9 protein-coding genes are annotated in these 14,365 nt (G+C 46.5%); 6 read left to right on the top strand and 3 right to left on the bottom strand.

Annotated elements, in window-relative coordinates; translation table 11 throughout:
* Positions 1 to 145: 145 nt before the first annotated feature.
* A complete protein-coding gene (locus AB4875_RS14765) occupies positions 146 to 1,798 on the bottom strand; it encodes an AMP-binding protein (protein WP_368376825.1) in 1,653 nt (550 codons plus the stop codon).
* Between the two features lie 888 nt (positions 1,799 to 2,686).
* Here AB4875_RS14765 and AB4875_RS14760 point away from each other — a divergent pair.
* Both AB4875_RS14760 and AB4875_RS14755 read left to right on the top strand, forming a co-directional pair.
* Complete coding sequence (locus tag AB4875_RS14760) at positions 2,687 to 3,829, top strand: acyl-CoA dehydrogenase family protein (protein ID WP_368376824.1); 1,143 nt, start codon at positions 2,687 to 2,689, stop codon at positions 3,827 to 3,829.
* Positions 3,830 to 4,061: 232 nt separating this feature from the next.
* Positions 4,062 to 6,437 (top strand): TonB-dependent receptor, encoded by a 2,376-nt coding sequence (locus AB4875_RS14755; RefSeq protein WP_368376823.1) that lies wholly within the window; start codon positions 4,062 to 4,064, stop codon positions 6,435 to 6,437.
* A 414-nt stretch (positions 6,438 to 6,851) separates the two neighbouring features.
* On the opposite strand, the gene AB4875_RS14750 is transcribed toward AB4875_RS14755, so the two are convergent.
* Entirely contained in the window at positions 6,852 to 7,808 is a 957-nt protein-coding gene (locus AB4875_RS14750; RefSeq protein WP_368376822.1) for an alpha/beta hydrolase, read from the bottom strand.
* A gap of 51 nt (positions 7,809 to 7,859) precedes the next feature.
* Positions 7,860 to 8,564: a hypothetical protein gene (locus AB4875_RS14745; protein WP_368376821.1), complete on the bottom strand. Its 705-nt coding sequence runs from the start codon at positions 8,562 to 8,564 to the stop codon at positions 7,860 to 7,862.
* A gap of 246 nt (positions 8,565 to 8,810) precedes the next feature.
* On the opposite strand from AB4875_RS14745, the gene AB4875_RS14740 reads away from it, so the two are divergent.
* From AB4875_RS14740 to AB4875_RS14725, 4 genes are all read left to right on the top strand, one after another.
* A complete protein-coding gene (locus AB4875_RS14740; protein WP_368376820.1) occupies positions 8,811 to 10,214 on the top strand; it encodes an oxygenase MpaB family protein in 1,404 nt (467 codons plus the stop codon).
* 178 nt (positions 10,215 to 10,392) lie between these two features.
* Complete coding sequence (locus tag AB4875_RS14735; protein WP_368376819.1) at positions 10,393 to 10,983, top strand: hypothetical protein; 591 nt, start codon at positions 10,393 to 10,395, stop codon at positions 10,981 to 10,983.
* A 40-nt stretch (positions 10,984 to 11,023) separates the two neighbouring features.
* Positions 11,024 to 12,559, top strand: coding sequence for a GMC family oxidoreductase N-terminal domain-containing protein (locus AB4875_RS14730; protein ID WP_368376818.1), 1,536 nt, complete (start codon positions 11,024 to 11,026; stop codon positions 12,557 to 12,559).
* Between the two features lie 310 nt (positions 12,560 to 12,869).
* Complete coding sequence (locus AB4875_RS14725) at positions 12,870 to 14,363, top strand: flavin-containing monooxygenase (RefSeq protein WP_368376817.1); 1,494 nt, start codon at positions 12,870 to 12,872, stop codon at positions 14,361 to 14,363.
* The last annotated feature ends 2 nt before the right edge of the window (positions 14,364 to 14,365 follow it).

Raw genomic sequence — 14,365 nt, 5'->3', positions numbered from 1 at the left:
GTAGTGTTTGTAGTAACAAGTGCAGCGGAAGTTAAAGCGAGGAGTTTGCTAAGCAGTTTAGCGAAGGTATTACTGGACGATTTAGCGATGAGATCGATAGTAAGCGCGGCGAACTAGATTTTTCTAGTGCGCCGCGCTAGCGGTTTTAGCTCCAGCCCACCAACTCCTTGGTTTCGCCTTCAATGATATGGCGATACTTAGCCTCGAGCATATCCCGCTTTAGTTTCATCGTCGGAGTCAGCATATTATTCTCAATAGTCCACGCTTCATCACATATATGGATGTGATCAATACGGCAATGTGACTCTAAGCCCGCATTCATTTCAGCAACCGCGCTGGAAATGATGCTGCGAACGTCATCCTTGTTGATAGTGCCTAAATCAGCGAGTACAGCTAGTGCCATTGGCTGACCGCGACCAGACCCCACTACACAAACTTGTTCGATAAGCGGTACAGCGCCAATTAGGCATTCAATGGGAACCGGCGCCACATATTTACCCTTGCCGGTTTTGAATTGTTCTTTCACGCGGCCAATAATACTAAACGAGCCGTCCTCATTTTGGATACCTTTGTCGCCGGTGCGCATCCAGTCACCAATAAAGGTTTCGGCGGTGGCTTCAGGATTCTTGTAATACTCTTTAAATATTGCGGTGCCACGAATAAGAATTTCGCCCTCGTCGGAAATCTTCATGTCTGTGCAGGGTAGCGGCACGCCAATGCTCCCAATCCGCTCGGCGTGGTAGGGCAGGTTGGAGCATGCTGGGCCAGATGTTTCTGTCATGCCCCAGCCTTCGCCGATATCGATGCCAATGCCCCGAAACCACTTGAGTAGGCCGGGGGGAATGGGCGCAGTGCCGGAGCCGAAGGCCGAGCATTCGTTAAGCCCCAACTTTGCGCGGATGCCCGCAGCTACCGCTTCTCCGCCTTCGCCCTTAAGCATCTCTTGGAGCTGCTCGTCGGGGATGACTGACAGCACCTGAGATTGGAACTTTGCCCATAGGCGCGGCACGGTCATAAAAAAGCTTGGCTTTGCTATATTTAGGTCCTCAACGAAGCTAGCGAGATCTTCGTTAAAGTAAATGGTGAGCCGCTTGTACAAGGAGTGCATGGTCACTATTGAGCGTTCGGTGATGTGTGCCATTGGTAGGTAGGAAAGCACGCGTCGTTCACTGTCACCCGCCCCTAGAAGGTCTGCGGTGTCATGGCCGGCGGCGGCAAGATTTATGTGAGATAGAACTACACCCTTGGGCTTACCGGTGCTGCCTGATGTGTAAGCGATGGTGAGCGTATCATCCGCGGCCGCCTGATGAATATCTGTTAGTGGCTCATAGCGGAGCAGCCAATCATGCCAGCGATGATCTGGAATGCGGTTTTCTAAATTATAGTCAGGAAGAGCAATGACGTTAGTAGCGTTTAATACGGCATCCGCTGCCGTGCCATCATCTAATTTACCGACGAAAATCGCTTTGCTATCACTGTGCTCCATGACGTAACTAATGGTGTCCTCACCTGCAGTGGCGTAAATCGGCACACTAATAAAGCCCCCCAACATGCAGGCAAAATCTGCGATCATCCAATAGGCGCTATTTTTAGCAAGAATTGCGACGCGATCGCCAGTGTTAATACCTTGAGCTTTAAGGCCGGCGGCGATACGCAGTGCTGAATCATAGACCTGATTAAAAGTGTACTGGGCCCAGACTCGATTTGTTGGTTGATGCAGCCAGACCTCATCGCCGTGCTCATGCACAAGTATTTTTAAGCGTTCAAGTGGGAGCTGGTAATGCTTTTTCTTAGTCATCATTATGCCTTTTTATTGTTGTGTATTTAATACTCAAAACTGCTCGTTGCTGTGTTGCTTATTCCTAATATTCTTACTGGAAATAGTTTGATCGCTCTGAGGTCGCTGCTTCGCTGGGTAAAGCGTATTGATCTGTGATCGATACTAGCAAAATTTGTTTACTAATAATGTAATGCAGATAATAAAATGTATGAACACATGTCCCGACTTTTTTATGGCACAGCACAAGAACTGTATTTACTGCACAGTATTTTCATAATGGCTTGAATATAATTATGGAATAATTCAATACCAGTAATATAACGCTGGATAGTGACAGTGAGTCAAGTCGCTTCGACTTGCGGGGTGTTATGGCGTCAAATGCTGAAATCTAGCTATATGGTCTTCTTGTCAGGGGTATAGCTGTATTGATAGAGCGATATATGAAGCGCCACGTAATTGCACCAGTAAAGTGCGCGGAGCCTTCTGGGGAGCTAGATAGGCACATGGATTTTCTACGTAACGTCGAAATTTAGCTGTATTTTAAGGGGCAGAATAGTGGGCTGAGTCTGTTCTGCGTAATTCTCTATGCATTGCGAGCAAAAACGTATTCATTTCATTGAACCGGGTATACATAGTCCGTTAGTTTAAATATGCTCATCTTATACTTAGAAATGGTATTTAATGAATAGTACCAAAATAAAAATAGTTGTGGATATACGGTATTTGGGGTGGAAGCAAAGTTCCTAGCTTGCTGTAGAACCCAAGGCTGGGCTAGTCAAAACACACCGTAGTCCTCTGTGATTTGGCAATCAAGTAATTTGCTACTAACAAATCGCGCGCTATTTATAGGGTGTGTCCATATATACAAGTGCTTTAATTGCTAGTCGCTAGCATAGGGAGATATCAGTGGAACGTACTTTATTCACCGAAGAACAGCATATATTTCGAGAGCAATATCGTAAGTTCTTACAAAAGGAAGTTCAGCCTCATACCGAAGCGTGGCGCGAAGCCGGCATTGTTCCCCGCGAGATGTTCAAGAAAATGGGCGAGCATGGGTTTCTTTTGACTTGGGCCGACGAAGCTCATGGCGGGCTCGGCTTGGAAGACTTCCGATATCAGCAAATTATGATGGAAGAGGATGCCACTTACAGCGATTCTGGTTTTTATCATACCCTTCACAGCCGTTTAGTGGCCCCATATATCGGCAACATTGGTAATGCTGAGCAAAAGGCTCGTCTGCTGCCAAAATGTGTGACCGGTGAGACGATCTTAGCTGTCGCAATGACCGAGCCAGATGCCGGCAGCGACATTGCGGGTATAAAAACACGGGCAGTGGACAATGGTGACCACTGGGAGCTAAGCGGTTCCAAAACCTATATATCTAATGGTATTAACGCCGATATTGTTATCGTGGCGGCAAAGACTAACCCCGACAACCCGCGCCATATTGGCCTGTTTATTGTGGAGCGCGGCATGGAAGGTTTTGAGCGGGGTCGCAATCTTAAGAAAATGGGCCTTAAAGCCCAGGATACCGCCGAATTATTCTTCAATAACGTTAGAGTGCCAAAGGAAAACGTCCTCGGCGATGCTCATAAGGGCTTTCATTATTTGATGATTGGTCTGGCTGAAGAGCGTCTATTAGCGGCGGTGGGCTACGTCGCTGCGGCGAATCGGGCTTTTGTTGTTACCAAAGAATTTGTGAAGGACCGCAAGGCCTTCGGCAAGGCGATTTCAGACTTCCAAAATACCCGTTTCCAGATGGCGACCTTGAGTGCGGAGCTGGATATGGCTCAGGTTTATGTGGATCACTGCGTTGTTATGCACAATGAGGGTAAGCTGACATTAGACATGGCAGCTAAGGCCAAGCTCGTTACCAGTGAACTAGAGGGTCGCATGGTTGATGTTGGTGTACAGCTGCATGGTGGCGCTGGCTATATGGAAGAATATGAAATTTGCCGACTCTATACCAATGCTCGAATTTCTAGAATCTATGCGGGTAGCTCAGAAATCATGAGAGAGATCATAGCACGCTCGGTATTTGACGCCTGAAAGACTGTTGTATAACACCGCCCACGGCGGTGTTACCGCAATATGGATCAGAACAATTGCTAGATAGCTGATGTGTTTAGAAAATGATATTTGGCGAAATAATAATAGATAAATTATAAGTATATTTATTTTTTTATAACAAAATAACTAAAACGTTAGTTTTATTGTAATAGCTCAAACATCAAACATATTACTATTACTGTTGAGCTAGTGTACTCCCTGGAGAAATGTTGTGTTAAAAATCATAAGAAAAGCGAGTTTTACACTTTTTTTTGTAGCATCGGTTACCGCTGGGCAGATTCAAGCTCAGGTTGTTGCAGAAACTGATGGCGGCAACGCCAATGAGGCGGCTAAGCCTAAAAAGACTAGCCGTTTACTGGAAGAGGTTATGGTGACCGCGCAAAAGCGCGAAGAGAATCTACAGGATGTGCCAATTTCTGTTCAGGCTTTTAGTGAAGAGACCTTGGATGCCCTAGGGATATTCAATCAAAGTGATCTTCAGATGGTAACCCCAACCTTGAATGTCAGTAATGTCATGGCATTTACAACCATCTATTTGCGCGGTGTAGGTACCGATGCATTTCTGACTGCCGATCCGAGCGTGGCCACATATATTGATGGCATCTACTTGCCGATTGCGGTCGGATTGGCCCAGGACTTTGGCGTCGTTGAAAGGATTGAGGTTTTAAAAGGCGCGCAGGGAACACTTTTTGGTCGGAACGCCAACGGTGGCGCGCTAAATATTACGACCCGTGATCCCCTGCTCGGTGAATTTGACGCTCAGGTAAACTTAACGGTTGCAAGCTACCCAGACCTGCATTCTAAGGCCTATATCAGTGTTCCTATTGGTGAGACCTTTGCTTTTTCATTCTCTCCGGTTTACGCAAAAACAGAACATTTTGTAAAAAACACCGCGCCTGATCCCGAGGGGCCAATGCATGATGATGAAAGTGAAGGTTACCGATTAAAGCTGCGCTGGGCTCCTTTTGATTGGGTGGATGCGACTGTTGCGGGATTAAGGCTGAACGCAGATACCCCCGGTGCATTGGTTATACCATCTGAAGAGCCGACCACTCTTGGTAAGGCGATTGGCATTCCAGAGAATAATTATAAACGCGGAGATGATGAAACCGAGCTGGACCATTGTTGCGGCAGTGTCGTTGATAATGAAATGCTGTATGGCAAGATCGAATTCTTTACACCGTGGTTCGATATAAAAGCATTGGCCAGCGATCAGCAGATAAGGTCATCAACCATCGTTGATTTTGATGCATCTGGTCGGGAAGGTATTGGCCTTACCAATACAGGCTTTGGTGGCGATATACAAACCGCAGAATTGCAATTGATTTCAAACCCAGATTCATGGGGAAGTGACTGGCTGAGATGGATAGTGGGAGCTTATAAATTCGAAGGTCTCACGGGCTATCTAGAGCCAGGAGATCGACTGGAGCTTTATGCCAATTTGTTGGACCCGGTGCTAGCGCCATTGCAGGGTGTCTTATCTTTGGTTGATAGTTTGGGTTTGGGTATCCTGCCAGCAAATCTAAATTCCGGTGTTCTGTACGCAAAAAATCTAGTGGCAACCGATTCGGAGTCGTTCTTTGCCCAGGCTACGTTTACGCTGACTGAATGGTTAGATATTACCCTGGGTGTGCGGCACCAGGATGAAGGGCGCGAGTTACTTGAATCTGAATTAGGTCTGCTAGCGGGTGGAGAAGAGCTCACGCTGTTTACTTATGACTACGCAGTGACCCAGGAAGGTGATCGAGTATCTACCAAGCTAGCGACTGTGACAACGAGTCCAAAGGTGTCCTTCGAGCTAAGACCCTTTGATGAAGAAACGCTTGTCTATCTGTCTTACCAAGAAGCCACCAAAAGTGGAACGTATAACGGTTTTGCAGTAACTGGGCCGCCAACATACGCCCTGCCAGAGTCTATAGAGGCATGGGAGTTGGGCGTAAAGACCAAGTTCCTGCAAGGTACTTTGATTTTTAGTGCAGCCATTTTTGATTATCAAATTGAGAATCAACAAGTTCAGTTTGTATCACTGACAACCGGTGGTTCGGTTAGTTTTGAAAATGCTGAGCAGTCTCATATTCGGGGTTTTGATTTTGATGTGACCTGGGTTATCGCGCCGCACTTGGTCGATGGCTTGGTTCTGGTTGGTGGCGCTGGGTGGCTAGAAACCGCCGAATTTACTGCTTATCCAAATGCCAAGGGCTATACTGATAACTCTGGACTAACGAGTCAAAATCAAGATTTCTCTGGTAATCGCATTCCGAAAACCCCCGAGCTGTCAGGAAATTTAGCGTTGAGTAAAACCTGGATGTTTGACCGCGGTGAGTTGGAGGTAGCTGCTGATGTGTATTTCACCGATGAGTTCTTCTACGAGCCGAGTAACCGTGCAGAAAGTCTTGAAGAAGGCTATGCCCTATGGGGAGCAAGAATTGGCTATCTTTATGAGCCATGGAACACCAGGTTGACACTATTCGGTCGCAACCTTACGGACGAGGACCGCACTAGAGGGTCTCAAGGTGTTGAATTCGGTAGATCAATTACGCCGGGTGAGCCAATGACTTATGGCCTGCGCCTTGCCTGGAAATATTAATTGCTGCCAATAGTGAAATTATTCTGCTTTTGAATTTAAGGAGCGTGCTCGAACTACAGAAAATTGTGGAACGAGCACGCTGGCTTAAGGCCCGTTAATTGTGTGACCCATCTTTGATATTACGCCTTAGAAATAATCTCTAGAACTAGACCTTAGGTATAGGCGCTAGATAAGCGCACTAGATACAGTGCTGTGAGTAATAGTTGGTCTTAGAAAGAAGAAGCTAAAGTTAATTCGACATCGCTCAGAACAATGCAAGTCCAGAGTATTGGGGTTGGCAATATCGCTAAGTGAGCGTAGCTATCAGTGATGTGTAGCACCTTAGGAGTTGGTCTTGGTGCGTGGATTGCTGAGCCTTGATCACAATTAGATGGATACAGATTAATATCCATCTAATCGCGACCAAGCTAGCTACTATCTGGCTAGGTGATTTCTAAGTGATTCAATGATTTCTCGTGTATTTCTTTGCGATACTTTTGCTGCAGTTATGACGGTAGAGCCGTGAAAGGTACCCGGGAAGGAGTGAAGCTCTACCGATACCCCGGCCTTCATTAATCTAAGTGCGAACTCTATGCCTTCATCCCTAAGGGGGTCGAATTCCATGGTGGAGATATAGGTATCGGGTAAGCCGCTCAGGTCTTGCGCCCGCGCTGGTGCAGCATAGGGTGAAACATCACCACAATGATCAGGTCCTAGGTAATGTTGCCAGCCCCATATGGCATTGGGGTGATTCCACATCGGCGTATTTTTAAACTCCAGCATTGATGCAGTTTCCATTCTGTCATCGAATACGGGTATTTCAAGTAGCTGAAAGCAGGCCTTCGGACCGCCACTATCGCGGGCTCTCAAGGTGGTCGCAGTGGCTAAGCAGGCGCCGGCACTCTGGCCCGAGATAGCGATGCGTGAGGGATCGATGCCCAGTTCTTCGGCATGCTCAAACAGCCAGCAAAAGCCGGCATAGCAGTCGTTTGTGGCTGCAGGGAAGGGGTGTTCTGGGGCGAGTCGGTAGTCTACCGATACCACTATAGCGCCCACCTCTACCGCAATATTGGCGCACCAGGCGTCTTGCATTTCTAAGTCGCCAATAACAAAACCACCGCCATGAATTTCGTATATTCCCGGAAGTTTAGCCTTGCTAGCCATTTTGGGGCGATAGATTCTTATTGCGATGGCGGGTGCGCCATTAAGGCCGGGTATTGTGCGGTTTTCAATGCTGATCTTGCTTGAGCTTTTAGACTTCTCAAAGGGTGGTCTTCGTGACACAAAATCGGTCCAGAAGTCTCGAATTAACTCCGTGGTTGAAAGATCTATCACGCTTGGTAATACGGACAGGTAGGGTCTTAACTCCGCATCATAATTGTAGTTTTGCATATATGGCGTCCATCATTTAAAAAATTGCGATTAAGGCGATAAGTAGCGATATCATTTTGCCTGCTGCGGCGCTGTGATTAGCATTTCTTCGAAATGGCCAACGGCTACTTTTAGTTCAGCTTCACTCATACCAGAAAGAAGTTTTTCAGTAGTCGAGTGCATCATCTTCAGGCAAGTGCTTGCAGCCACTCCCACGACTTTCTGAGCGATAGCCCCTAATTTCACAATGCTTAAAAGCCTATCAATAAGAAATTCAAACATACGGTCAATGACCGCTTTTTGATTTGCCACAATGCTCTGGATACTGCTGTCAACGCCGTCGGTGTGAAGCTTATTGTAGCTTTCACGTAGCTCCTCACTAAATGCCTGTGTAATGGGAATGGCGACGAATTCGACCTGATGTGGATTGTCCCGTTCTATAGGAAGTAGGCAAGAATCTATATGGTCGGCAATACCCGTCTGCTGTTTAATATCGAGCTTGCTTGAAAATCTATTAATCACTGCGTGTGCAGTTTTCTTAAGCCCTGAGTCTGCCATTTCTAATAGCTTTCGCTGTGGGCCGTTTAGTTCAGTGTTTCGGACCATATCGATCAGGAATGCATCAATAATTTCATCCGCGAACAGGCTCAGAGCACTGGTAAGTTTTTTACTTTGCGTTCTAGGGCTCGGGCCTTTCATTAGCCCAATAAATTCCCTTGAGGTAGCTCGTAGCTCATCTGAACAAGGGAAAGCAATATAGTGGCCAGTTTTATACATAATGATTTTCTTCCTGCCCTTAGGTATTACTAAGTATTAGTATTATTTTTACTTCAATAATTATACCCATACACGTGCTAATGTATTTTTTTGCCTAGGCTCCTTTGTATGCATTGTCTGCTAAATTAGATTCATTGAGCTTGTAGAGGTATACATAAAGTGAAAGGACTAACTAAGATGGTTGTTAAGATAATAATACGCTCAGATAATAATCATTGAGCCCGACGCGTTCCGGAGAGATAGAACATGGCTACTGCAGAAGCATCAGGTAAAAAATTAAGTAATGACAGTAGTGATTCACGAGTATTTAGCCCAAAGAGTGAATCCACAGGTTTTCATCCCTATTGCTATTATCGCCGTGACACCGATCCATTGCGACCAGCGCCAGCGCGTATTAAAAACAACTCGGCCTGGTATGGCATGCGCAAATTTCTTCTCGAGGGACTCCGCCCCGTAGGTAAGTATGCAGCACCGACGATGGTGGGAGATTACCCGGCTCGGGTAAACGATCTCTATTGGCAGGGCGACGAGTTAATGGACAACGTCGTTATTGCTATATCAGAAATGAAGGGCGGCGAAGGCCGAAAAATGTTCAGCAAGGCGATGAAAGAGGGCATCGATGCCATCGATAGCCCCCCACCTGCCTTTGTCGCGCTCTTCAAGCAGCTTGATCGTGTTCCTGATTGGGTAGATTGGAGTAAGATTGAGGCCGGTGGCGCTTTCTTTAGCAATATTCCTTTCTGGGCAATCAGTATTGGTGCTTTCTTGCCGCTGCTATTTACCACCCACGGTTACGCAACATCTATCCCGGTCGGCGCCACCGGGCGCTTTGTCCGCCAGAAAGAAAATCGCATGGTGGAAAGTCTGCATTTCATAACGTCATTGGCTGAGCCCCAGGGCTTAAAACGCTACTCCTATGGTTTTGAGTGTGCAGTGCACGTGCGCCTAATGCACGCCTTTGTACGCAATCAAATGTACAAGAAAAATGGCGACTATTTTAATTATGATACCGATGGTGACCCGATGTCACAGCCTGATACCTTGGTGGGCATTCCGGTATTTGGCATATTGAGCTTGCTGGTATTGCAGCGATATGGCGGATCGGTTAGCGAAGACCAAATGGAATCCGTGGATATGCTGTGGCGCTACGTGGTTTATTTGATGGGTGGTCACGAAAATGGCATTCCGATGAATATCGAGGAAAGCTTGTATTTGCTGGATCACTATATTGCGACTCAAGGCAAGCCCTCAGTCTTTAGCGATGAGCTTAATAAAGCGTTTTTTGTCGGCATTAAGGAGTCTATTACCGAGCGATCACCCGCATGGCAAGCACCGATGGTTAATTTTATATTTCAGGATTTCGTTGGCAGCTTTCTTTGGAAAATGGCGGGAGAGGAGCTGTCTACGGAAGTGAAATACATTAAAAAACCGAACATCGTAACCCGTCACTTACCGGCGGCGCTGACGGCTTGGGCAACGTTTAATGATATTCGTGGCAAGTATAAGCCGAATAATGTTTGGAGTGATCGCTTTCATCATGACGGCACCTTCGTTCATGGCTATAAAAAGCTTATGCGGATTAAAGACAGTGAAACTGAAGTCAATTTTAGGTCTCACGATAACGCCAACGCCAAAAAGTTTACTCGCTAGTAGCCCCTGCTCATAAGCGAGGGTCTTGGTATCTCTTTGACTGTGAGAACCCTAGTTAAGCCGGATTTATCCGGCTTTTACTCTAATAACAATAAGGCATAAGTATGACGAAGATAAGCGTCGATATTGTTAGTAATAATAGCCAGTTGAGCTTAAAAATCTATTCCAAGGTTGTGAGATGACTAATAAGACTAGCTTTAGTCATGATGTGGAGCGCTCGCTTCGGCCTTTTAGTCGCCGGAGTTTTTTGGTGTCTGGCTTAACAGTGGGCGCTGGGCTTATGACATTTGGCCTGACGGGCTGTAGTTCAGAAGTTCGTGTTGCGCCCGCAGGTATTGAGTATCTTGGATCGTCCGAGATAACTGTACTCGAGAAGCTTATAGAAGCCTTGCTACCTACCGAGGGAACCCCGATGGTTGCAGCTTCATCTATCCCCATCATCAACAACGTCGATACTATGATCGGCGAGATGAATCCGAAGACACAAGCTGATCTTAAAGTGGCTTTAAAGCTATTTAATTATGGTTCTGCAGTATTTAGCCGCCATTTTACCCAGTTTTCAAAACTCGATGCACAAGATGCACGCTCATATATTGACGATTGGCAAAACGGCCTGTCTATGCAGCGCGCTATAGCCACGGTGCTTAAGAAATTTATCTATTTAGCCTACTGGCGTGACGAGAGAACATGGCTGCCCTTGGAGTATGAGGGCCCTGTCTCCGATCGCTGGAATCTACCCTCGCTTGGAAATGCACCCATTCCAGTTTAGTAAACCAGATATGCAAACGATAAAAATAGTGGAATTGTGAATGCTAAATATTATTCAAGCTAAGGATATTAAAGATAGAAAGATCGTATTAGATGCTGACGCGGTGGTTATTGGCTCTGGTGCGGGTGGTGCGGTAATGGCCTATAAGCTCGCTAAGGCCGGTATGAGCGTGGTGATTCTTGAGGCGGGACCTTATGTGCCCTCAAGCGAGTTCAACGAAGAACTGCCTGATATGATGGAGCTTCTGTACGAGGATGGCGGCGCACAAACTAATAAAGATGGCGATCTAGGTGTCCTCCAAGGGCGGTGCGTAGGTGGTTCAACGGTGGTGAACGGCTGTGTGACGTTTCGCACACCAGATTTCGTGTTAGAGCAGTGGCAGCAGGAGTTTGGGCTTAACAATCTCACAATGGAAGCCTTACGCCCCTACTATGAAGAAGTAGAAAAGAATCTCTCCGTGCACGAAAATCAAGACTACGAGATTAATGCCAATAGCCGCATACAGATACGCGGCTGCGATAAGCTGGGAATTTCTTGGAAGCGCTTGCACCGCAATACTCGGGCCTGTGCGATGACTGGTCATTGTCTGGCTGGTTGTAAAACCGATCGCAAACAATCAATGCTCGTTACATATATTCCGTGGGCCTTAGAGCTGGGTGCTAGCCTCTACGCTGACACCAAAGTTACTAAAATCCACACGGAAGCAGGCGTGGCTAAAGGCGTGTCGGCACGTACTAGCGACGCTAGTGGTGCTGTTGTGGCCGATATAAAGGTGAACGCGGCTATTGTAGTGTGCGCCGCCGGCGCCATTCAGACACCGTTGTTATTCCTAGAAAGCGGTATCGCGAATAGCAGCGCCCAGGTAGGAAAAAACTTTGCGTGTCACCCCTCGTCAGCCGTAGTTGCTGAATTTGAAGAAGATATACATCCATGGCGAGGCGCCTTACTTGGCAGCTATGTTGACGAGTATATGCACCCTGATAAAGGTGGTTTTATATTGGAAGGGGGAGGCTCTGGTCCTATTGAAATGGCTCTCAGTACCGAGCCTGGAACGGGCGCTGCGCATTTAGACTTCATGTCAAAGATAAAGAATTACGCAACGATGGTGACCTTAATTCATGATCATAATGTGGGACACATTCGTCTGAATGCCGGTAAGAAAGAAATAAACTATGCCATAGCTGATATTGATTTTCCGACCATGAAGAAGGCACTAAGCGCTGCGGCCAAAATATTTTTCGCTGCGGGCGCGAAGCGCGTCTACTTGCCGACAGTGAGTCGAACTGTGCTTGAGTCCGAGAGCGATCTCGGGCCGGCCTTAGATAAACTGGAGAATGAAGTGCATACCTTGCGTATGGTGTCTTATCACCCGCAGGGGACGATGCGAATGGGTGCTGACAAAAGCGCCGCCGTAGTTAGTCCAAACGGTGAAACCCACGATATAAAAAATCTCTATGTCGCGGATGCTAGCTTATTTCCAAGCTCGATCATTGTTAATCCGCAGATTACGGTATACGCATTGTCAGCTTATATAGCTGATGGAATTACTCACGATCGCGCCACTACGCTCGCATAAGAAAGGCGCGGGTTTGAATAACCAGGGGGTTTGAAATGAAAGTAAATACGCCTAATTGGCCATATAAATCGATAAACTGGCTTTGGTTTAACAGCATGCCCTAGTGGCCGAGGACGCTCGGCACAGTCGGCGATGATCGAGATCTATAGCTTCAATTATTAGTAGCTAATAAGCTCATTATCTGAGCATGTATTAGCCTGCTTGATTCTGATTCATTTTGCGCATTTTAGTATTCTATAGGGATTGAGTATATGCATCATGTGAGCAGCGTCTGATAGTCTACAAGAGTTAATGCTGGAGTTAGATTGCAATGGTATTTGAGAAAAAATCCAATAAGAAAGTAATTGTCGTCGGCGCCGGTTTTTCCGGAATGGCCTGCGCTATAAAGTTGCTAGAGGCCGGATATAGCAATGTTACGGTATATGAAAAAAATGCCAATGTTGGCGGTACTTGGGAGACCAATAAATATCCCGGTCTGACCTGCGATGTGCCGGCAATGTCTTATACCTTTTCCTTTGAGCGCAGCCCAGAATTTAGTCGCCAATATCCTGCTTGGCAGGAGATTCGGGCGTATTGCCGCAACGTCTCTGCTAAATACGATTTGAATAGCTATATTCAGTTTAATAAGGAAGTCGCTGAAGCCGACTTTCTGGATAATAAATGGCATATCAAAACCACTGATGGCGAAAGTGATATCGCTGACGTTGTCATTATGGCGACTGGGGTGCTGAGAAACCTCAATTATCCAGACATACCCGGTATGGACGATTTTGCTGGAGATTTGGTTCACACCGGCAAGTGGGATGAAAGCCTAAATTTAAAAGGCAAGCGAGTTGGTGTTATTGGTAACGGCGCCACCTGTACCCAATTAGTGCCTGCAATTATTGATGAAGTAGCAAGCCTAGAGTTATTTCAACGCACAGCCCATTGGGTTGCGCCCTTTATTGGCGGCAATCCCGACGTTAGTGAATCTCAGCGCCAAGCTTTAAGAGATGATCCGCAGCGTATGCAGGATACGGCCAATAGAATGCTTAAAAGCATTGAGAAGATGGTAGATGGTATTCTTGTTGATACCACGGGACAGACTACTGCCAATCTCAAGCAGCAGTGCATGGATCGCCTAGGTGAAATTAAAGACCCAGACTTAAGGGCCAAGCTGACCCCAGATTATAAGCCGGGATGTAAGCGCTTTATTTGGTCAGAAACGTTTTATCCCGCCATGCAAAAAGAAAATGCCCATTTGGTGACAGAGGGTATCGAGTCGATTGAGCCCAAGGGTATAAGAACGGCTGACGGTAAATTGCATGAAATGGACGTTCTTATTTTGGCGACCGGCTACCGCATGCACGATTATATGCGTCCCATGAAAATACGTGGCGAAGCTGGCGTATTACTTGATGATGTTTGGGATGATGGCGAATTCGCCCTAAGGGGAGTGGCAATTCCTGAGTTCCCAAATATGTTTATGATTATGGGCCCCAATAGCCCACTTACCAATTTCTCAGTAATTGAAGTCGCTGAGTGGCAGATTGGCTATTTCATGCCTTTAATAGAGCAAATATTGTCAGGTGAATTCTTGTCTGTACAGGCAAGTGCAGAGGCCACAAAAATCTTCAATGATAAATTGATCGCGTCGATGCCAGATACGATATGGGCGGCTGGCTGCAATAGTTATTACCTAGATAAAAATGGCAATCCTAATGTGTGGCCTGACACAGTTGCTTCGTATAGGGAGTCGATGAAAACGGCCGATATGAAAGAGTTTGTTGTACGGTGGGAAGATAGAGAAAGTAAAGTAAGTTAGAT

It is taken from the genome of Zhongshania sp. R06B22 (assembly GCF_040892595.1).
GTDB lineage: Bacteria > Pseudomonadota > Gammaproteobacteria > Pseudomonadales > Spongiibacteraceae > Spongiibacter > Spongiibacter arctica.
Note: the sequence above shows the minus strand (reverse complement) of the source record. Positions and strands in the feature narration are given on the sequence as shown.